At 42.2% G+C, this 20,290-nt stretch carries 18 protein-coding genes, 1 tRNA gene and 1 pseudogene; 11 read left to right on the plus strand and 9 right to left on the minus strand.

What is annotated here, in order from left to right; genetic code table 11:
* Nucleotides 1–9 precede the first annotated feature (9 nt).
* The 3 genes from IM676_RS15695 to IM676_RS19905 form a co-directional block, all read right to left on the minus strand.
* Nucleotides 10–222: a DUF2997 domain-containing protein gene (locus IM676_RS15695; RefSeq protein WP_200987749.1), complete on the minus strand. Its 213-nt coding sequence runs from the start codon at nucleotides 220–222 to the stop codon at nucleotides 10–12.
* Between the two features lie 194 nt (nucleotides 223–416).
* On the minus strand, nucleotides 417–791 hold the full coding sequence (locus IM676_RS15700) for a DUF1257 domain-containing protein (protein WP_200987750.1): 375 nt from the start codon (nucleotides 789–791) through the stop codon (nucleotides 417–419).
* A gap of 15 nt (nucleotides 792–806) precedes the next feature.
* Nucleotides 807–1,448 (minus strand): hypothetical protein, encoded by a 642-nt coding sequence (locus IM676_RS19905; protein WP_225880385.1) that lies wholly within the window; start codon nucleotides 1,446–1,448, stop codon nucleotides 807–809.
* A 332-nt stretch (nucleotides 1,449–1,780) separates the two neighbouring features.
* Between IM676_RS19905 and IM676_RS15710 the strand changes: the two genes are divergently transcribed.
* On the plus strand, nucleotides 1,781–3,076 hold the full coding sequence (locus IM676_RS15710; protein WP_200987751.1) for a hypothetical protein: 1,296 nt from the start codon (nucleotides 1,781–1,783) through the stop codon (nucleotides 3,074–3,076).
* Between the two features lie 368 nt (nucleotides 3,077–3,444).
* Here the strand turns inward: IM676_RS15710 and IM676_RS15715 are convergent, their stop codons facing one another.
* The 3 genes from IM676_RS15715 to trmFO form a co-directional block, all read right to left on the minus strand.
* A complete protein-coding gene (locus tag IM676_RS15715; RefSeq protein WP_200987752.1) occupies nucleotides 3,445–5,394 on the minus strand; it encodes an ATP-binding protein in 1,950 nt (649 codons plus the stop codon).
* Between the two features lie 378 nt (nucleotides 5,395–5,772).
* Nucleotides 5,773–5,845, minus strand: a tRNA-Arg gene (locus IM676_RS15720).
* A gap of 128 nt (nucleotides 5,846–5,973) precedes the next feature.
* Complete coding sequence (gene trmFO, locus IM676_RS15725) at nucleotides 5,974–7,287, minus strand: FADH(2)-oxidizing methylenetetrahydrofolate--tRNA-(uracil(54)-C(5))-methyltransferase TrmFO (protein ID WP_200987753.1); 1,314 nt, start codon at nucleotides 7,285–7,287, stop codon at nucleotides 5,974–5,976.
* A 129-nt stretch (nucleotides 7,288–7,416) separates the two neighbouring features.
* On the opposite strand from trmFO, the gene IM676_RS15730 reads away from it, so the two are divergent.
* From IM676_RS15730 to IM676_RS15780, 10 genes are all read left to right on the plus strand, one after another.
* A complete protein-coding gene (locus IM676_RS15730; RefSeq protein ID WP_200987754.1) occupies nucleotides 7,417–7,599 on the plus strand; it encodes a hypothetical protein in 183 nt (60 codons plus the stop codon).
* Between the two features lie 117 nt (nucleotides 7,600–7,716).
* Complete coding sequence (locus tag IM676_RS15735; RefSeq protein ID WP_200987755.1) at nucleotides 7,717–7,983, plus strand: DUF7219 family protein; 267 nt, start codon at nucleotides 7,717–7,719, stop codon at nucleotides 7,981–7,983.
* Nucleotides 7,984–8,452: 469 nt separating this feature from the next.
* Nucleotides 8,453–9,526, plus strand: a complete 1,074-nt coding sequence (gene trpD / locus IM676_RS15745) for an anthranilate phosphoribosyltransferase (protein WP_200987757.1) — start codon at nucleotides 8,453–8,455, stop codon at nucleotides 9,524–9,526.
* A gap of 341 nt (nucleotides 9,527–9,867) precedes the next feature.
* Entirely contained in the window at nucleotides 9,868–11,013 is a 1,146-nt protein-coding gene (gene carA / locus IM676_RS15750) for a glutamine-hydrolyzing carbamoyl-phosphate synthase small subunit (protein ID WP_200987758.1), read from the plus strand.
* A 383-nt stretch (nucleotides 11,014–11,396) separates the two neighbouring features.
* Nucleotides 11,397–11,792: an STAS domain-containing protein gene (locus tag IM676_RS15755; protein ID WP_200987759.1), complete on the plus strand. Its 396-nt coding sequence runs from the start codon at nucleotides 11,397–11,399 to the stop codon at nucleotides 11,790–11,792.
* A 569-nt stretch (nucleotides 11,793–12,361) separates the two neighbouring features.
* Nucleotides 12,362–12,880 carry a Mini-ribonuclease 3 gene (locus IM676_RS15760; protein WP_404799800.1) on the plus strand — a complete coding sequence of 173 codons (519 nt, stop codon included), beginning with the start codon at nucleotides 12,362–12,364 and terminating at the stop codon, nucleotides 12,878–12,880.
* Nucleotides 12,881–12,977: 97 nt separating this feature from the next.
* The gene (rlmB, locus tag IM676_RS15765) at nucleotides 12,978–13,976 is read left to right on the plus strand and encodes a 23S rRNA (guanosine(2251)-2'-O)-methyltransferase RlmB (protein ID WP_200987761.1); all 999 of its coding nucleotides are present in this window, start codon (nucleotides 12,978–12,980) and stop codon (nucleotides 13,974–13,976) included.
* A 658-nt stretch (nucleotides 13,977–14,634) separates the two neighbouring features.
* Nucleotides 14,635–14,937: a DUF1816 domain-containing protein gene (locus IM676_RS15770; protein WP_200987762.1), complete on the plus strand. Its 303-nt coding sequence runs from the start codon at nucleotides 14,635–14,637 to the stop codon at nucleotides 14,935–14,937.
* 471 nt (nucleotides 14,938–15,408) lie between these two features.
* The gene (locus IM676_RS15775; protein ID WP_200987763.1) at nucleotides 15,409–15,552 is read left to right on the plus strand and encodes a hypothetical protein; all 144 of its coding nucleotides are present in this window, start codon (nucleotides 15,409–15,411) and stop codon (nucleotides 15,550–15,552) included.
* A 275-nt stretch (nucleotides 15,553–15,827) separates the two neighbouring features.
* Nucleotides 15,828–16,994 (plus strand): pyridoxal phosphate-dependent aminotransferase, encoded by a 1,167-nt coding sequence (locus tag IM676_RS15780; protein WP_200987764.1) that lies wholly within the window; start codon nucleotides 15,828–15,830, stop codon nucleotides 16,992–16,994.
* A gap of 78 nt (nucleotides 16,995–17,072) precedes the next feature.
* Here the strand turns inward: IM676_RS15780 and IM676_RS15785 are convergent, their stop codons facing one another.
* The 3 genes and pseudogenes from IM676_RS15785 to tnpA form a co-directional block, all read right to left on the minus strand.
* Entirely contained in the window at nucleotides 17,073–18,761 is a 1,689-nt protein-coding gene (locus IM676_RS15785; RefSeq protein ID WP_200987765.1) for a SulP family inorganic anion transporter, read from the minus strand.
* Nucleotides 18,762–19,356: 595 nt separating this feature from the next.
* Entirely contained in the window at nucleotides 19,357–19,683 is a 327-nt protein-coding gene (trxA, locus tag IM676_RS15790; protein WP_200987766.1) for a thioredoxin, read from the minus strand.
* 174 nt (nucleotides 19,684–19,857) lie between these two features.
* Nucleotides 19,858–20,159: pseudogene (tnpA, locus tag IM676_RS15795) on the minus strand (IS200/IS605 family transposase).
* Nucleotides 20,160–20,290 lie beyond the last annotated feature (131 nt).

Consider the following 20,290-nt stretch of genomic DNA (forward strand, 5'->3'; position numbering starts at 1 on the left):
GAAAATTAATCACCATTGTTGCAAAGATTGATTTTCAGATGTGGTAATTAATTCATCTCCTTCATAATATTCCGGTAAGAGTTTCTGAGATTCTATTTCTCCCAAAGATTGTTCTAAACTTTTTGTGGTTTCCACACAACTAGAACCAGTTACATTTAAAACCTTTTCTACAATCTTGCCATCTTTACCAATGCGATATTCAATCTTTTGATATTCCGCCATAATGCTTCTTCCCTTTTGTAATTAAAGTTCGTAGTGTTCGCGTAGCGTCTCCCACAGAGGACTAAAGTCCTCTCTTTTAAAAGCTACCATGTAACACATCCACTTCTATCCCATTCATCCACCTTGGCTATGAGATTAGGAATTTATTTCGAGGCTGAATTGTGCCAAGATTTTTAAAGGTTATGGAAAAAGAACTAAACCCATCTACCTACTATAACGCGCACAGTACCATCTTCTAATACTTCTTCTTCCTCGATGTTAAAACCCTCGGTTTGAATGGTTTCCATTAAGGTTTTATGGGCATATTTTTGGGTAATATTATTTACAAACTCCTCTTGATTAATTTTTGCACCCCAAAAATCTGCGACTAATTCATAATTTTCTCCCTGTTTACGAAAGCCTAAATCATAACCATTCTTTTGACGGATTACATATTCGGCTTGAGTAGTATTACCAATATAGCCCCTGACTTTGGTGTTTTGTTCCACTTCATAGCCTAATTCTTGCAATACTTGATGCAGAATTTCCCCTTGTTTGATTTGGACTTTGATTGTGGTAAAATGAGACATATATATTTACTCCTGTTAATCGACTTCTAAGAAACCTAAACCTTGTTGCTGAGAATAGGTTTTTAATTCTTCCATTAATTGCATATCTATAGAAGCTGTTCTTGCTCCTGCTTCCGCAGCCCAGCGTTTTAAGTTGGCGATTTGCTCCTTAGCTATGGCCGCTAAGGGGACTGTTTCTGATATCGCTAGTAAAATATCTTCTGTGGTAAAATCGCGCCGATTTCCATTTACTAAACTACCAAAAGCCGTTAATATATGACTGGTGAGGATGAGGGTTTGGCGGGTGCGTTTGAGTTGTCGTGTCAGGTTTTTGATGGCACGAATTACGGGAGCATTTTTTTCGGTGTCGGGGTTTTTGAGGATAAAATGTATGTCTCGCAATACAAATATTGTGGTGGTATTTTCGGGTGCTTTGGCTATTCTTGCTAATGCACCCATGACTGAATTTTTATCATTACCATTGTCATCCCAACCGGTGACTATATCCCATAATAATAGTTGTCGTGGTGTCTGGGATAGTTGCGTCAGTTGTTGCAGGACTTGTTCTATTGGTCCTTCTTCGACCCCCACTATATACAGCAGTGGATAGCGGGCGCGAAGCATTAAGTCTAATCGCTGAATTAGTTGTTGATGAGGGTTGATTATTGGGTTATTCATTTGTATGAATCGGGGGAATTAGTTGTTAGGTTATTAGGTTTTTAATTAGACATAATATTTATATCAGGACTTACGCAACTGGGACAAATAGGGAGCGGGGGAGCCGCGCCAGGAGACAATTTATTAAACTAAGCACATAAAAATCCAGTTCCCTCCCCTTACAAGGGGAGGGTTAGGGTGGGGTGAAACAATAGTTGATACACTAATCATACCTTTTAAAACATCCTCTTACACCCTCTACCTATTTTCTCATGAATCGCTTAACAAGTATTGGGTAACACGTCATTATATAATGTCCCCAAGACTAAATTAACTACCAGTGGTAACCTAAGATGAACGAGCCACAACCAGGGAAATTTGATCTAGTACTAGGTGGTACTGGTAACGCTCCAGAAAATGCCCTGGTCTTAGGGGGAATCCAAGGGGCGCAGCAGAGATATAAGAACCCTGACCCCAATGTGAGGATAAATGCCATATCCCAAGCCTTGAACTATGGGGACGATGGGGTTAAATTACTTCTCGAAGCTTTAACTACAGATGAATCAGATGATGTCAAGGATGCGGCTTATAATCTCCTGCGATCTAAAGATAATAAGTCTATTCAGGTCATTGAGGCTTTAAAAGCTTATGAACTATCTTCATGGCGAGAAATCGCCACCCTCACCGGACATTCAGAGTATGTTACTTCAGTAGCCTTCAGCCCGGATGGTCGCACCTTATCTGGGAGTAGGTATAACACCATCAAACTGTGGGATGTCGCCACCCGGCGGTCAATCGCCACCCTCACCGGATATTTACGCTATGTTTATAGCCCGGATGGTCGCACCTTAGCTTCTGGGAGTTTGGATGACACCATCAAACTGTGGGATGTCGCCACCGGGAGGTCAATCGCCACCCTCACCGGACATTCAGATAGGGTTTGTTCAGTAGCCTTCAGCCCCGATGGTAAAACCTTAGCTTCTGGGAGTTATGATAAGACCATCGAACTGTGGGATGTCGCCACTCGGCGGTCAATCGACACACTCACGGGACATTCAGATCGGGTTAATTCAGTAGCCTTCAGCCCGGATGGTCGCACCTTAGCTTCTGGGAGTTTGGATGACACCATCAAACTGTGGGATGTCGCCACGGGGAGGTCAATCGCCACCCTCACCGGACATTCAGATTACGTTTATTCAGTAGCCTTCAGCCCAGATGGTAAAACCTTAGCTTCTGGGAGTTCGGATGGTACCACCAAACTGTGGGATGTCGCCACCCAAGCGAAAATCGCCACCCTCATCACCGGATATTTACGCTATGTTTATAGCCCGGATGGTCGCACCTTAGCTTCTGGGAGTGGGAATGGTACCATCAAACTGTGGGATGTCGCCACAGGTAGGTCAATCGCCACTCTCACGGGACATTCAAGTGAGGTTGAGTCAGTAGCCTTCAGCCCAGATGGTCGCACCTTAGCTTCTGGGAGTTGGGATCGAACCATCAAACTGTGGGATGTCGCCACCGGGAGGTCAATCGCCACTCTCACGGGACATTCAAGTCCGGTTTTGTCTGTAGCCTTCAGCCCGGATGGTCGCACCTTAGCTTCTGGGAGTGGGAATGGTACCATCAAGATTTGGCGGCGGAGTTATTAATCCACACCCACAATCTTTACTGTAATTTCCTCAAACTTCCTGTAACTCACTTTTCAGGCTTCTGACGATTAACTTCCGATCAGTAGCGAACTGCTTGCAGCAGCGCTTCGCGATCGCTCAAAAATAATCAACAAATCACGTTAAAATGCCCGAAACTCACATATGATATTTGGTTGATTCTGTCAATGCGTAAGTCCTAGTATTGACCCCTCATCTTACAAATTAGTCCTAGTTTTAAAATATCAGATAGGATGTCTGTAGTGATTATTACTGTGTAGTTTGGCGAATTGAGAAAATCACAAAAGATTATTTAACAGCGATCGCCTTTTACAACTCAAGTTTAGGTATGATGGGGATGAAGATATGGTTTATTTTTTAACAGTGCGATAAGTTTGATGAGGGTCATTTGGTTTTTCAGGATTGGTATATTCCAGCGATCCCTCATCAATTAAAGGTTTTAAATGTTTATGTAGCAGGTATTTTCGCTCTCGGTTTAATAAAGAGGCTAATTCATTAGAGGAGTAAGGTTGTATTTTACACAATTCAAGGATGATATGTTTAATTTCCTCCTGCTTGGTGCGACTACCAATCTTCTCTATTTTCTCTTGTAAAGATGTTTTTTGTGTATCAGTGAATAATTCAAGTGTAAGTTGTTCTGGTGTCAATTGAGTACTGTCTTGATAAGGGGTTAAGGACTGTCTTGATAAGGTTTCCCCCTCTACTGTACTACTGTCTTGATAAGGGGTTGAGGACTGTCTTGATAAGGTTTCGCCCTCTACTGTACTACTGTCTTGATTAAAGTTATCTACCTGAGATTGTTCTTTAGACTGAAACTCAGGGTTAAGGGTGTAATAAGTCGCTGAACTTTTTCCATGTGATTGAATTAAACCAATATCCCTCAATCTTTTTAAGTTTTGACTAGCCTTCAGGGTATCTACACCATTGATTAAACGAGAAACGGCATTATTAATTATTCCTTTTTCTCTCAAGACAACTAATATTTTCGCTTCTTCATCAGTCAGATTATGGATTTTGAATTGTGATAACCATTGTAAGGCTTCTGTATCAAAAAGATTATGAGAAAAAAGAGTAAGATTAAATTTGTCTAAGTTACGATTAGATTCAAAAGATGGTAGGCTCAAGTTAGCTTCTAGCATAGCTTCCAATATGACTCGAATCCCCGATCCTTTAGTTTCAGCAAATCCTGTTTCATGAAGCACTGCGGCGATCGCTTCATTACGAATCACAGAACCTGGTTCTCCTAAAGTTTCTCGGTCAAGAGTTTTCAAAGAGTAACCAGGATTGCGGATTTCCAAGCGGTTAGAATACTTAATAATCTGGATAGGACTACGTTGGCTATAGTCTCGGTGCATGACAGCATTAACTATTGCTTCTCTAATAACTTTACGGGGAATGAGAGGAATTTCACTGCGTTGAATACTATCCTCAGCTAGTCCAAATCTTGTGGGTAAGTCATTGAGAACATTTGTTACCAGTCTAGGAATAGCTAAGAGTAATGGTTCACGGATTTCAAGAGTCTGATATCTATTCTGATAATCAGTAATCCATTCTGTACCTTCAATTAAAATATAATCTACACGATGCAGGGGACAATAACGCCTCAGAGCGATCGCATTTCCAAACAAGATTAATCCCGCAATTGTTGGACAGTATTGATTTTGATGTTTAACGATGACATTAAGAGAATAAAGTAAATCTTGATCTAAATAGTTCAATTCAGGAGCATTAGGTTTAATTTTCCCTCGCGCTTGTCTATAAGCGTTAATAGCTTGAGGTTCTAAATCTTCTAGGGTTGCTTCTAAAATGGGAGTTGTATCGTAGCTAGAAAAACTATTTTCTTGATAAAGACGTTTGATATCTACATCAGTACAACGTTGGTCTGTGGAAGAAATACGCCTATATGCTCCCTTTGGTAGACCTGTACTCACAATATATACAGGCTTTTCTGTGGGTTGAGCTTCAGGAATATATGCAATTAAGACAGTTTTGCCTTCTTTAGTAGCCAAGTGGATTTGGGGACGGATAATAATATTAAATTGTTGGGTGCAGTAGCTGGTTAAATCTCTCTGGATCTTATCAGGATCTTCCAATCCTTCGATTTCATACTGATTGCTATCACTATCTTCTGGTGCTTTGACTCCCAAAATCAAATATCCACCTCTTAACCCAGGTTCATTAGCAAATGCACTGATTGTAGTTAAGCAACTCTTACCAACTCCTGAGCCTTTTTTTGCTTCGATTTCTACACTTTCATCTTGAGTCGTGAGAAGTTCCCAGAGTTGATCAAAGGTAAGCATTTTTATTTATCTCCTCCCTGGGGTTTGAGATTAAGGGCACAAACATCAGGGTCATTAACTCTGATTTAGGCTATCATGATTTGGTGAAGCAGGGTATGGAATGACTTTTGTAATTGTTCATAAATCACCACAAGGGAATCAGCGCTCTACCTGGTTTTAGAAACGCTGAAGCTTTTTACCTATGAAATTATACCAAAAAAAGCCAATTGTCCTGTGCTGATGACAATAATATCATTTACTACCACAGGTAAATAATTGGGGAATGGGGAACGGGTAATATAAAGAAAGCAAGTTAGACCAATGTTTGTAACTACTGGGTACAGTGGTTGATCAAGGACATTAGGTTAACCCAGTCAAATTATTTGGGAATTAACACAACGAGCGCGGAGGGATTTGAACCCCCGACCCACAGAACCGGAATCTGTTGCTCTATCCACTGAGCCACGCGCCCTAATTTTCTCCCATTGTAGCACAGGTTAAAAAATAATTGGTAGGGTGGTAAACAGAATTAAAGAATACTCAGTAATCTACCCATGTACTGGAAAAATCAGGAACCCTCCCTTAGTGAGGGAGAAAAATTTAAAACTGATTTTTCCAGCTGGCTAAATCAGCCAAAGAGCGATCGCGATAACGCCCATAACGCTCCGGCTTACTTTTAATTTTGATACCCAAATCCGGCAAAATCCCAAAATTAGGTGGGATTGGTTGAAAGTGCTTCGGTGATGCTGAACTAATAAATTCTAATAACGCCCCCATCATAGTAGTGGGTGGTGCTGCTAATAGTTCCTGACCCAAAGCCAACCGCGCAGCATTAGTTCCCGCTAACCAACCATCAGCAGCTGCTGCGGTATAACCTTCAGTACCAATCAACTGTCCCGCCGCGAATAAAGTAGGACGCTGCTTAAATTGTAAGGTGGAGTGGATTAACTGGGGGGCATTAATAAAAGTATTCCGGTGCATGACTCCCAACCGTACAAATTCGGCATTTTCTAACCCAGGAATCAAGCGGAAAACTCGTTTTTGTTCACCCCAGCGCAGGTTAGTTTGAAAGCCTACCATGTTCCACAGTTGACCCGCTTTATCTTCCTGGCGTAGCTGTACCACGGCGTAGGGACGTTCCCCTGTGCGACTATCCGAGAGTCCCACGGGTTTGAGTGGACCATAGCGCATGGTGTCTTCTCCCCGTAGGGCTTGTTCTTCAATGGGTAAACAAGCTTCAAAAAACTTGGCTGTTTCCCGTTCAAAGTCTTTTAATTCCGTTTGTTCTGCTTGGCGCAGTTCTGACCAAAAATGCAGATACTGCTGTTTATTCATGGGACAGTTGAGGTAAGCTGCTTCCCCTTTGTCATAGCGGGATGCCATAAAAGCGATATCATGATTTATGGACTCTCCCACAATAATGGGGCTAGCAGCATCGAAAAAGCTGAGGTATTCCATCCCCGTGAACCGGTGTAAATCGGCGGCCAAGTCGGGACTGGTTAAGGGACCTGTAGCTAAAACTACGATTCCTTCGGGAATGGCTGTTACCTCACCCCGGCGAAATTCAATTAAGGGATGTTGACATAGGGTGGCGGTTAGGTCTTGGCTAAATTTCCCCCTATCTACCGCAAGGGCTCCCCCAGCAGGGACGGCGTGTTCATCGGCTTTGGAGATGACTATGGAATTGAGTTGACGTAGTTCGGCGTGTAGGAGTCCTGTGGCGCGATCGCTCGCCATAGCCCCAAAGGAATTACTACATACTAACTCTGCCACATCTTCGGTATGATGGGCTGGACTAAAGCGTTTTGGGCGCATTTCATGGAGTATTACCGGTACGCCTGCTTGGGCTATTTGCCAAGCTGCTTCTGTCCCAGCTAGTCCACCTCCAATTACTTGTATTGGTTGTTTATCCATATTTATAGGTTGAGGTTAGCCAATTTCCAATTGGTGGTATATATCAATTTTGAAATATTTGATGTCATACTAAGTTTCTATACTAAAAGTAAAGTTTGATCATTCCCAAATTTTCCGGAGTAAATACTGATGAACAGGTCAAAAATAGTTGCAGTTATTACAGGTGCTATTTCCCTGGTGTTGGCGATCGCCTACCTCATTTTAGTGCAATTGCTAGACTACAGGGATATGAAACCCGCTCCGGTAAGTGAATTAACATCACAGCAAATTATAGTAGCCCTAGCTCTTAATTATCCGGAACACCTCTTGTAGAAATATTATTTTCTCATGGTGCTAGAGAACCGAGTATTTTTGTCTCTACTGTTCTCCAGTTGAATGGAGCACATTAGTTAATGATTCATCAAACTTAATTTATAAGGGGGTCAACTGATGGCAGAGCCTAATCAGAACGATAAAAAGAATTTTATTTACCCTCGTAGCCCATACTATGGTCAATTTGAGCCAAAAAATTTAATATTTAACGCCAATCTGCAAGAATTTGCTCAAAGAGTCGGCTACATCTCCAATTTAGAGACATCTGGGAAACTGACACCCGAACAAGCTTATAAACAAATTAAAGCTCTTTGGAAACAGTTGAAACGTAGCAAAAAAGAACTCAAGATTAGTAACAAGCTAGAACCCCCGAGTATACCCTGAATTATTGAACCCCCGGGCTAAGTGCCTGAAACTCATCCCGGGTGAGTGACACCACCATATTTTCTGATGCAATTTGGATAATCCAACGGGTGTGGGCTTGAGTGTCATAACTTGACTCCATGCCACAAACCACGCCAACTTTACCCATTACGTAAGCTGGACTGAGGATTAAAACCTGATCCCCGACTTTAAGGCTGTGTGAAGTATACAATATTGCTCCTATAAATTCTGCACTTCAGGATTAAATTCTACAAGTAAAAGCCGAAAAATATTTAAGTTTAACTAAAATTTGTGGAGTTGATAACCTTTTCTTAACTAATTTTAGCGCAAATAATGCGTTATCTCTGTCCACCATAGCCAACAAACCCCCCTCAACCACAGTCAGGTTTTTGACCTCCATAGCTGATGATTGGCTGCTGGGTTGCCATTTTTCGGTAGGATAGCTCCCATATCCTCAACTAGTAATCCTATGGCAAGTTCCCCAATCCCGACTCAAGAATCCCCTGCTAACTGGCATCTGCTGCTACAACAATTAATGGACACTGAATCATTGTCACGCACTCAAGCTGCTGAGTTGATGCAAGGGTGGTTAACTGAAGCTGTCCCCCCCGAATTATCAGGGGCAATTTTAACGGCGCTGAACTTTAAAGGTATTTCCGCCGAAGAGTTGACTGGTATGGCTCAAGTGTTACAGTCTCAATCAAAACAGGGTAATAACAGAGAATCTACTCAAGGGATGATAAACCTCATAGATACCTGTGGTACTGGCGGCGACGGTTCATCAACCTTTAATATTTCTACAGCAGTGGCTTTTGTAGCTGCTGCCTATGGTGTACCCGTTGCTAAACATGGCAATCGCTCCGCCTCCAGTCTGACTGGTAGTGCGGATGTGTTGGAAGCATTGGGGGTAAATCTGAGTGCTCCTAGTGAAAAGGTGCAGGGGGCAGTAAAAGAGGTGGGAATCACTTTCTTGTTTGCCCCTGGGTGGCATCCAGCCCTCAAAGCCGTTGCTGGTTTACGACGGACTCTCAAAGTCAGAACCGTATTTAATTTACTCGGGCCATTAGTCAATCCCTTATATCCCACGGGGCAAGTAGTGGGGCTATTTACTCCCAAGCTTTTAATAACTGTTGCCCAAGCATTACATAACTTAGGTAAACAAAAAGCAATTGTCCTGTATGGGAGAGAAAAACTGGATGAGGCTGGCTTAGGAGATATAACGGACTTGGCGGTTTTATCTGAAGGTAAAGTTCAATTAACTACTCTCAATCCCCAAGAAGTAAATGTAACTGCGGCGGGTCTGAGTGATCTGCGGGGTGGGGATGTGCAAGAAAATGCAGTGATTTTGAAAGCAGTATTACAAGGTAAGGGAACTGTGGCTCAACAGGACGCTGTGGCATTAAATGCTTCCCTAGCCCTGCAAGTGGCGGGTGTAATTCCTTGGTTAGACCATGCCCAAGGAGTGAATGTGTCTAGAGAAATTCTTAAGAGTGGTGCTGCTTGGCAAAAATTAGAACAGCTAGTTGAGTTTCTACAGGATTAACTTTTGAGCCTGATTAGTGACTTAAATAATTGCTTTTCTACCCATACCTTCTTTGATGGGGGTAATAAATACTGCTGTTTGGGGGGCGATAAATGCTAATTTTGGCTACAAGGGTATTGGGGTTGGCGGTTGGGACATGAGATAATTAATATTTGCAGTAGTAGCTGCACTAGGGACAAAATACTGCTTACTATTAACAAATGTCCACAGAGGATCACTGTTCCACTATCCCCAAAGTCAAGCTTTGACGCTGTGGCTGTGGATCAAAGAATTACCAGGTGAGAAACCTGGGTTACGCCTTTATGGCGTGAAACTTACATTATTTTTTGTCTTAATCACCTATGCCCCTGTCTGACACAATACCTGCTCTACTTGTCTTAGCCGATGGAACTACTTATCGCGGTTGGTCTTTTGGTGCAACGGGAACCAAAATCGGGGAAGTGGTATTTAACACCGGTATGACTGGATATCAAGAAGTCCTGACCGACCCCAGTTACTGCGGTCAAATAGTCATTTTTACCTATCCTGAGTTAGGAAATACTGGGATCAATATGGAAGATGAGGAATCGGACCGTCCTCTGTGTGCTGGGGCGATCGCCCGCAATATTTGTCATCGCCCCAGCAACTGGCGGTCAACCCAATCCTTACCCGATTACCTCACTCACCATCAAATACCTGGTATCTACGGTATTGATACTCGTGCCCTCACTCGCAAAATTCGCACAGTAGGAGCTATGAATGGTGGTATTTCTACATCTCTGGATGAAGTGGAATTGTTAGAGCAGGTACTAGCAGCACCTAGCATGGCTGGTTTAAATTTGGCGCGTCAAGTTACTACCCCCAAAGTATATGAATGGACAGACAAGACAATTCCCGCTTGGGAGTTCAATTCAGAATATGTAGTCAATAACACAGAACCTTTGACTGTTGTTGCCCTGGACTTTGGTATAAAACGTAATATTTTGCGTCGCCTAGCAAGTTACGGTTGCCGAGTAATAGTTGTTCCTTTAGATACACCAGTGGAGGAAATCCTCAAATACAACCCAGATGGCATATTTCTTTCCAATGGTCCTGGTGACCCAGCGGCGGTCACACAAGGGATTACAACCGCCAAGGCATTGCTGGAAAGTCAAAAACCGATATTTGGCATTTGTATGGGACACCAGATTATAGGTCATGCTCTGGGGGCAGAAACTTATAAACTCAAATTTGGTCATCGTGGTTTAAATCAGCCCGCCGGACTACAGCAGAAGATAGAAATTACCAGCCAAAACCACAGTTTTGCTATTGACCCCGATTCATTACCCGCCGGAGTTGTGGAAGTCAGCCACCTAAATCTCAATGATGGCACTGTTGCCGGCTTACGTCATCAGTCTCTGCCTATATTCTCCGTTCAGTATCACCCAGAGGCTAGTCCTGGACCTCATGATGGTGACTACCTATTTCAGGAATTTGTCCAAGCTATGCAAAAGAGCAAGTTCATCTAGAACAAGTGAGGTAAAGTAAGAAGTGAGATGGGGTATAAGGGGTTAACCACTCTCACCAAACTTTTGCTTAATTTTGCCCAAAATTAAGCAATAAACCCTGGACAAGGGGTATTAATGACTTGAAAATCTCAGACAATAACCCCGCCTAAAACTCTCAAAATTTCCGGGTCTGGGTAGCTAAGTCCAATCCTAAAGCCTGTGGATTAACTAACTCCCTTCGCCCTCAAAGTGAAGCAGGAAGGTAATTGAGGAGTTTTAGGTGAGTTCTGTGGAAGTTTAGTAGAGCGGAATCACCAGAGAAGTTATTAATGGAGTATCTACCCATCCCCTTAGTTTCCCTATCTGGGCAAGTTGTGGACAACTTGCGCTAAAACCATCTATACTTGAGCGTTCACTTTAACCATGAGGAGGGAATTATTGCTGAACCACTTAATCTAACCGTGAGCCTGAGAGGTACTCGCGAAGTCCGGGATAACTGTCAGCTATTCCGCCTCACAGGTTTATTAGACGCATTTTCTGAGCCGACGTTTCGCAAGGTACTAAGCAATAAAATTGATGATGGTCCAAAGCACATTATTCTGGATCTCTCACAAATTGACTTTGTTGATAGCTCGGGTTTGGGCGCTCTGGTGCAACTAGCTAAACAAGCTCAAACCGCCGGCGGTACTTTGCAGATTGTGACAAATGCCCGAGTAACTCAAACGGTCAAGCTGGTGCGCTTAGAAAAGTTTCTAGCCCTGCAAACTTCAGTTGATGCGGCTTTAGGAAACATCAAGTAATCTTGTTGATCGCTTCATATGGGCTGAGGAAATGCCGATAGGGGAGCGTGGCGTCAGCCATTTTGGTCGATTTGAGGCGGAGTAAACCAAAAAATCACAAGGTAGAAAAGCGTCTGTTGATGAAACTCCCAGCCTACACTTACCTCAAGATAAGTGGGGGTGATTTATCGATAGGGTAGCATGGCGCCAGCCATAGCCGAAAAAGAACCTCTCTCCTGGCGAGAGAGGTTTAACAATTAGTGGCTGGTGGAAGCTGATCAGGGGTAGTCTTCTGAGAGAATGTTTTAAAAATGATGATTAATGTCTCAAATATTGTTTTACTGCACCCTCACCTTTCCCTTGTGAAGGGAATTGGACTTGATTTTGTTGCTTCGGTGTGTTCGGTGTGTTCCCTAAAAAGTTATAAAACAACCTCTGACTTGGAGATGGCTAAAATAGCCCAACAGTTTGATAAAATACTTTAATGTCCCAAAATCAAGTATTAATCAAAAAGGTTACAATTATTTGGTAGTCTTTGACAGTCTGTTGGATGGCTGGAGAAATCACTAATCTATGAAAGCTCTGTGAAGATGGCTGCTAACTATAGCCCGTTGAGGAATGATGAATTTGTGACGTCACAGGAAAAAGAGCTATTACAAGGGAAAAATGAAACCGCCGCGCCGAATTCGTCTTGGCACCAAGCACTGTTGGCTACCACAGGGACATTACCTCTGCAAATTTCTCGGTCACAAATACAACAAATGTCGCCTTTGGCGTTAGCCTATATAGGTGATGCAATTTACGAATTGTATGTTAGGATGTTCTATCTGTTGCCAATGCAACAGACTAAAACCTACCATTCTTTGGTAGTAGCACAAGTAAGAGCTGAAACACAAGCGCTACATTTGCGATCGCTAACTCCCCATTTGAGTCCAGCCGAATTAGAAATCGTCCGTCGAGGCCGTAATGCGGCTGGAGGACGCCCTAAGCGTGTTGAACCCCAAATTTATCAACAAGCAACAAGTTTAGAAACCTTAATTGGCTACCTTTATCTCACTGATTTCCCCCGTTTAACCGAATTGTTGCAAAAACTCCATCTAGAGAAATAGTGAGGGGCTCAGTCTCAAGATAGGATACTCACCACTTGGGGTTGAGTAAATTCAAAGAAGCCCGATATTCCACCCATAAACTATACCCAAAACTCCTATGACTAATAAACCCAGGAAAATCCAGACTCCTAGCGAAGGGAATCGCGCCAAACCCATAAAATTTAAGGGTAAGCGTGTTATTCCTAATTCTATTCGTAGTCCCCGTGTGAGTGACAGAGATAACAAACCTGTCTCCAGAGGCACAAGCCAACATCCTACTAATGTCCATTCATCCCCGGTAGCAAAATTACCAGAAGATAATGATCTCATCTACGGTCGCCATCCAGTTTTGACGGCTTTGGAAAGTGAACGGGAACTGAACCGCATCTGGATTACTACTCGTTTACGTTACGACCCCCGCTTTCATCATTTACTCTTGCAAGCCAAGGAAAATGGCACAGTCATTGATGAAGTAGAGCCAAGACGCTTAGACCAAATCACCGATAGGGCCAATCACCAAGGTATTGCGGCCCAAGTAGCCCCCCACGAATATATTGAGTTACCTGATTTAATTGCACAAGCAAAATCTGTGAGTGATCCTGTAATTGTGGTGGCTGAGGGAATTACTGATCCCCATAATTTGGGAGCAATTATTCGCACGGCTGAAGCCATAGGCGCTCAGGGTTTGGTGATCCCCCAAAGAAGGGCATCAGGAATTACTTCTACTGTGGTCAAAGTGGCAGCAGGTGCTTTAGAAAACTTTTCTGTAGCCAGAGTAGTTAACCTCAGTCGTGCCTTAGAAGAATTGAAAGACGCGGGATTTTGGATTTATGGCACTGCTAGCACAGCCAGCGAACCCCTGCATACAGTTAAATTTACTGGTCCTATAGTTCTAGTTATTGGCTCGGAAGGCGAAGGGCTGAGTATGCTCACACAGCGATCGTGTGATGTCTTGGTTTCCATCCCCCTCTTAGGCAAAACTCCTAGTCTTAACGCCTCAGTGGCCGCTGGTATGGCACTGTACGAAATCTATCGGCAACGGTCATTAAACACTTTGTACCTAGATAAATTACAAAAACCCTTGGAAAAAAAAACAGCCGTAAGTTCCCACCTATAGGAATTTTAGATGGGGATAAAAGCCGGGTGATCACTCAAACAGATGGGACTGATTCAACCGGCGGTTGATGAGAGACTGAGGTATTTCAATAGTCACCAATCGCCTCTCCTCCTATGGACTTTTACTACAATATATGTAGAATACTAAAAAGTCGATATTTGGAGAGTTTTAGATTTTAGATAGATGAGAAGACAAGCAGTAAGAGTTCACTTGTACCCGTTGGTGGTGGAATTATGGGTGAGATAAATGTCTGGGAACCCATAAAGTAACTCGCAAAGGCTTGTCTACATCTGCTCTAAATTCTTGACTGTCCATACTGAAACAGGAGGAACAAACTAAGTGGCTCAAACAGAGTTACCCCGATGTCTTGCAATCTGTAGGACTGAACCTGAGTCGTCCATATCAAAACTTTTTTGAAGGTAAAGGAAAATATCCGCAGTTCAAAATACTTAACCAAATATGAAAAACAATTAGGCCAAAAGCGACCTATTGCTGCTCTTAATTTCTCTGTGAAATGGAAAGCCCCGACTATAAGGTCAGCCCAGTTGAGGTAGTTCACAAAAAGACAGTAACAGAGTATAAAGAAATGTAAAATAAACAATAGTACCATATCCTTTCCTTTAATATTCAGTACCACATTGATAAATCAGCTACAACTATGCAAACAATTTGGAATCACCTGAAGGAATCATTAACTAATACGTTCCACAACATGGGTCTAGCCTGGTGGGTGGAAATTGTGACGCACAAGCCCCGGTGTACCTACTACTTCGGTCCATTTTTGAGTGCTGCTGATGCTAAAGTGGCACTCAAGGGCTATGTAGAAGATTTGGAGGTTGAAGGAGCACAGGGAATACTTGTGAATGTCAAGCGGTGTAAACCAGTTACTTTAACAATTGCTGAAGACTTGGGGGAAAGGATTGACCGCAAAGTAAAGCCTGCCTTTAGCGGTCAGATATAATCAACATTGAAGGGCTAATAACTAGCTAGTGATTTGCTAACTTTCTTTCATTAATGCTCTCGTTAAAACCAGGTCTCAAAAAATCCTGTTCTCGAAAGTCTAAAACACAAAGCCGAGAACCAAGGTCTTGTTATAGAGTTGGATTCAGGAATTTTTGAACAAATGTACGGGAAATTTATCTGGAGTACATTGGTTGATAAGCCTTGGTTGAAAAACAATCTTAACTTATGTATTTATCAAAAAAATGGGTTTAAAACCCCGTTGTTCTACGAGGGCTTTTCTTGATTCTTGGCAAAAAACTTGCCTAAAAAACAACAAAAAGCTAAAACCCAATAGTCGGCATGGGGCATCGGCACGACTTTAAATGGACAGGGAGTGACTATAAGACTGCTTCGGCAGCTAGTTACTGTGAACTGTCAAGAATCACCGATAGCGTAGCGTGGCGTAAGCCATACTTCAAGATCGGTGAGTATGTCAAGAGCGTTAGTTAGCAAAAAAAGTATGGGCTACCATGGTTCTCGGGCTGTTGCTCTGGGAACTATATTTTTATTATTTCAGATTCTGGTTCGACAAAGCTGGGATTTGCGTCTTTCGGTATATGACTTGCTAGGGTAAAAATCTAAAATAGAATTATGGCAAGAATCCTAATTATTACTTGTAATCACAGATAAACCTCATTGTAAAGGCATTCTCAAAGATGGAATGCTTTCCCAAGAGGAATACATATCGGTTTATCTGTGGTTTTTCCATGAGAAGATGAAAAAGTGCTAAGTGGAGATTTAACTCATAAACTTAGCTATCAACTTGCTGAGGAATTATAAAAATACAACTACTGGCAAATATTCTAAGATATCCTTAGATAAGTGAGAGAATTGCCAAATAAATTAAGCATGAAGCTGGCAGCACGAGTAAGTAAGGTGACCCCTTCTCTAACCTTAGCTATCGCAGCTAAAGCTAAGGCCATGAAGGCTGAGGGAATAGACGTTTGTAGTTTTAGCGCTGGAGAGCCGGATTTTGACACTCCAGCCCACATCAAAGCCGCAGCAGCGAAAGCTTTGGATTCAGGTAAAACCAAGTATGGCCCAGCAGCTGGAGAACCAAAGTTAAGGGAAGCGATCGCCCAGAAGCTGAAAACCGACAACGGTCTCAATTATCAGTCAGAGAATGTGATTGTCACCAACGGCGGCAAACATTCTTTATTTAACCTGATGTTAGCCCTAATCGATCCGGGGGATGAGGTAATATTCGGTTCCCCCTATTGGCTAAGTTATCCAGAAATGGTAACCTTGGCTGGTGGGAAGTCAGTAATTCTGACCACAGATGCAACGACTGATTATAAAGTTACCCCAGAACAACTACGTCAAGCAATTACACCCAAAACTAAGTTATTTATTCTTAACTCTCCATCTAATCCGACTGGGATGGTCTACACCCCAGATGAGATTAAAGCACTGGCCCAAGTGGTAGTGGATGCAGATATTTATGTAGTGTCGGATGAGATTTACGAAAAGATTCTCTACGACGGCGCAGAACATATCAGCATTGGTTCCCTGGGGAAAGCCATCTTTGATCGCACGTTGATCAGTAACGGGTTTGCTAAAGCTTATTCTATGACTGGTTGGCGACTGGGTTATTTAGCAGGACCTGTGGAGATTATTCGATCTGCTATTTCTATTCAAGGACATAGTACATCTAATGTGTGTACTTTTGCTCAATATGGAGCGATCGCAGCTTTAGAAAGCTCTCAAGACTGTGTAGAATCAATGCGCCAAGCCTTCGCCCAGCGGCGACAGGTAATGTTGGATCGACTCAACGCTATTCCTGCATTGAGTTGTAGTAAACCAGATGGTGCTTTTTACTTGTTTCCTGATATCAGTAAAACAGGTCTTAACTCCCTGGAATTCTCTAACGCCCTCTTAGAAACACAGCAAGTAGCTGTCATTCCTGGTATTGCCTTTGGTGCTGATCAAAACATTCGTTTGTCTTACGCCACGGATATGGACACGATTGAAAAAGGAATGGACAGGTTAGAGAAATTTGTGAGTTCCCTGGTTTAATCAACCGTATAACCTTACTCCTCAGTCTACCTCACAAGTCTGGCGGGAGTAAGGTCAAGATATCTAGTCCAAAAGGTTTTAATTATTGTTGTGTGTTTCATTAGAGCCAGATTGAGCAAGTGTAGCTGACGGAATCAAGTCTAAGGCAGATTGCAGAGCTTGGAAACGATTTTCTACTTGGTAAACCAGGGGAAAACGTTCTAACTCCAACTTCTTAATCCGACTTTGGGTACGTCCACTGGCTCCCACCAGAAATACATGACGATGTTTAGCAGCGGCGTCTTCTACCATGCTTTCAATAGCCAGTGCAGCTGTGACTCCTAATAATGGCACATCACTCATATCTAAAAGGAGAACTGTATAATCCTTAATAATACTCATGCGTCGGGAAATGACTTTTGCCGCGCCAAAACTCATCGCTCCCCCCAACTGAAACAGTAATATGCGGCCTTGGGCTCGGCTTAATAATTGCTTTTCCTCCGGATTCAGCCTCAGTTCATTGGTGGGTTGTGTACTGGCCTTAACGCGATCGCTTTGTAAATCTGTTAAATTCTTCACCGTTAACAAGTTGGCTATAAAAACCCCAACAGCAACTGCAGTAATTAAATCAACAAATACCGTCAGTATCATTACCAGATACATCAAACCCGTTGTTTTTAAGGAAATTCGATGCACTCGTTTGATAAATCCCCAGTCAATGATATCAATACCAACTTTGAGTAAAATTCCTGCCAGTAATGCCTGGGGAATATCCTTAGTTAAAGGACCTGCCCATAAAGTAATAATCAGCAGTGTTACAGCATGAAATATTCCTGATAAAGCAGTATGTCCCCCTGCTTGCACATTAGTCACTGTCCGCATAGTGGCTCCTGCACCGGGTAAACCCCCAAATAGCCCAGAGATCAAATTACCAATCCCTTGACCAATCAATTCCTTGTCAGAGTCATGCTGGGTACGGGTAATATTATCTGCCACCAGGGAGGTCAATAATGAGTCAATGGAACCCAAAACACCCAGCATTAGCCCATAAACTAGCATATCCTTGATATTATCCAGGGAAAATACGGGCATTTGTGGGGTGGGTAATCCTGTGGGAATCGAACCAATACGGATAATATCAGGATTATTTTTCAGCCAGACTACTGATACTAATGTCCCTACTATTAAGGCCAGTAAAGGGGCTGGGAGAATGCGGTTAAGCTTAGGTGGTGCGGTAAATACAATGATTAAGGCCAGTAAACCTAGACCTACAGCTGGTAGTTTAGGATCGCTAAAATAAACCGGTAATTGTCCCAAGACACCCCACACTCCTCCTGTGCTTTCGTAACCCAAGAACGGACCAACTTGCAGGAGGATAATAATTATCCCAATCCCAGACATGAAACCCGAAATTACGGTATAAGGCATGAGAGTGATGTATTGTCCCAGGCGCATCACCCCAAAGAGAATTTGAAACAAACCCCCTAACATTACTACTGTAAAGGACATGGCTAGTCCAGTATCAGGGTTTCTAGCAATCATAATTGTAAAAACCGTTGCCATAACCACGGTCATAGGACCCGTAGGACCGGAAACTTGGGAGGGTGTACCACCAAAAAGAGCCGCGAAAAAACCCACAAAAATAGCACCATAGAGACCGGCGATCGCGCCAGCACCCGATGAAACACCAAAAGCTAATGCTAGGGGTAATGCAACAATTGCAGCAGTTAATCCGCCAAACAAATCGCCACGGAGATTCCGGAAATGAATTTTATTCACAAGTGACATAAGTTGAATACTAAAATAGGATTAGTTTTGATTATGTGTTTTGAAAACCTGTTCTTAGGTGCAATCTTGATCCAAAAATAATCAATAGTTAGCCCCTGACATAATTCCAAAATTTTGGCTACTCAAAGCTCAATAATTCCATCACAAATTTGCTACCCTTAGAGTACCATTAAAGGGGGCATGGGATCTTGATATGATTTTTAAATGACCAAGATAGACAAAACCGTAATTTTATGGATTTGGAGTTTATTCCAGACATAATATCTTTATTGTTCAGAGATCGTTGGCAGATATCAAACCCATTTTGAACGCCAAAAAATATATATTATTCTCATTTACTACTTATCTAATTAGATTGCTATTTTTTTGGCTGTTGCAATCTAATTGATAGACTATCGTGAAAACATGAAAAATAAAAATCCCGACCTATGAAAAAGTCGAGAATCAGAAATTAGCAATTAAAATAAAATCAATGAAGTTGCTATAATAGCATTGATTCTATGGATAATTTAGGTTATTTTAAATACTGGCTTCGACCTAAAATCAATCAAGTGTTTGTCTTGTAATTTACCAGTAAATTTCAACCATCAACCAGCTAAAGCAACTTGTTAACAGCAGCAGTAAACTCTTCATAAGGAGAAACTCCCACAATAGTTTCTGCTAACTCACCATCCTTAAAGATTAAAACTGCTGGAATGCTACGCAGACCAAACCTTTTGAAAATTGGCTTGTTATTGTCAACATCTACCTTCACCACCTGAAGGCGACCCTGATATTCCTCAGCGAGTTGTTCCATTAAGGGAGCAACAAGACGACAAGGACCGCACCAAGTAGCAGTGAAATCAACGACAACAACTTTTTCACTACCTAAAAGAGTATCAAATTCACTACCTTCAACATAAGCAACTGTATCAGTGGACATTAATTAAAGTCTCCTATTAAAACTTAGAGTAAAAACCTAACTGTCAAGACTATACTACTTTGTTGCGAGTTAAGAAACCATCATCTATCGAAAATATAGTGGGAGGGTGAGAACCCCTCCGCTTCAGCGAGGGTGATGAAACCCGACTCAAGGGGATTTATCCTTTGTGTTTGCTCATTTCCCACGCTGGGTTTCAATATATTTTTTAACTACCTCAGTGCTTACTTGTCCAGTTGTCGCAACAAAGTAGGTCGGTGTCCACAAAGAAGGTAGCTTTTTTAATTGTGGAAATTCTTTTCTTAAGTAATTTGATGCCCTACCTTTAACCCATCTAGCGATATCTGCTGGGGATTCATGGGTCGGCGCATTAATAAAAAAGTGAGGTCTGGTTGAACTTCAAGTGCAATTAATTTCCATCCATGTTCAGTAACTAAGTCAAAAATAATTTCTTGTAATCGTGTAGCAACATCTTTAATTAATACTGGTCTTCTAAGCTTTGGTACAAAAACAAAGTGGTAGTTGATTGATGATACAGAGTTTTCGGTTCGTCTGTACTCATAATCTTCTTTTGATAATTTAGCCATTGTGTGTTGTTGACTTTAATTGT

The organism is Anabaenopsis elenkinii CCIBt3563 (assembly GCF_015245355.1).
Classification (GTDB): domain Bacteria; phylum Cyanobacteriota; class Cyanobacteriia; order Cyanobacteriales; family Nostocaceae; genus Anabaenopsis; species Anabaenopsis elenkinii.

Excerpts from the sequence above, each read along its gene's own strand:
- IM676_RS15735 (WP_200987755.1), top strand. The coding sequence starts at position 7,717 with ATGGCAGAGCCTAATCAGAACGATAAAAAGAATTTTATTTACCCTCGT.
- carA (WP_200987758.1), top strand. The coding sequence starts at position 9,868 with ATGCCCCTGTCTGACACAATACCTGCTCTACTTGTCTTAGCCGATGGA.
- IM676_RS15760 (WP_404799800.1), top strand. The coding sequence starts at position 12,362 with ATGGCTGCTAACTATAGCCCGTTGAGGAATGATGAATTTGTGACGTCA.
- IM676_RS15695 (WP_200987749.1), bottom strand. The coding sequence starts at position 222 with ATGGCGGAATATCAAAAGATTGAATATCGCATTGGTAAAGATGGCAAG.
- IM676_RS15775 (WP_200987763.1), top strand. The coding sequence starts at position 15,409 with ATGTCAAGAGCGTTAGTTAGCAAAAAAAGTATGGGCTACCATGGTTCT.
- IM676_RS15715 (WP_200987752.1), bottom strand. The coding sequence starts at position 5,394 with ATGCTTACCTTTGATCAACTCTGGGAACTTCTCACGACTCAAGATGAA.
- trmFO (WP_200987753.1), bottom strand. The coding sequence starts at position 7,287 with ATGGATAAACAACCAATACAAGTAATTGGAGGTGGACTAGCTGGGACA.
- IM676_RS15770 (WP_200987762.1), top strand. The coding sequence starts at position 14,635 with ATGCAAACAATTTGGAATCACCTGAAGGAATCATTAACTAATACGTTC.
- IM676_RS19905 (WP_225880385.1), bottom strand. The coding sequence starts at position 1,448 with ATGAATAACCCAATAATCAACCCTCATCAACAACTAATTCAGCGATTA.
- IM676_RS15785 (WP_200987765.1), bottom strand. The coding sequence starts at position 18,761 with ATGTCACTTGTGAATAAAATTCATTTCCGGAATCTCCGTGGCGATTTG.
- IM676_RS15700 (WP_200987750.1), bottom strand. The coding sequence starts at position 791 with ATGTCTCATTTTACCACAATCAAAGTCCAAATCAAACAAGGGGAAATT.
- IM676_RS15730 (WP_200987754.1), top strand. The coding sequence starts at position 7,417 with ATGAACAGGTCAAAAATAGTTGCAGTTATTACAGGTGCTATTTCCCTG.
- rlmB (WP_200987761.1), top strand. The coding sequence starts at position 12,978 with ATGACTAATAAACCCAGGAAAATCCAGACTCCTAGCGAAGGGAATCGC.
- IM676_RS15780 (WP_200987764.1), top strand. The coding sequence starts at position 15,828 with ATGAAGCTGGCAGCACGAGTAAGTAAGGTGACCCCTTCTCTAACCTTA.
- IM676_RS15710 (WP_200987751.1), top strand. The coding sequence starts at position 1,781 with ATGAACGAGCCACAACCAGGGAAATTTGATCTAGTACTAGGTGGTACT.
- trpD (WP_200987757.1), top strand. The coding sequence starts at position 8,453 with ATGGCAAGTTCCCCAATCCCGACTCAAGAATCCCCTGCTAACTGGCAT.
- trxA (WP_200987766.1), bottom strand. The coding sequence starts at position 19,683 with ATGTCCACTGATACAGTTGCTTATGTTGAAGGTAGTGAATTTGATACT.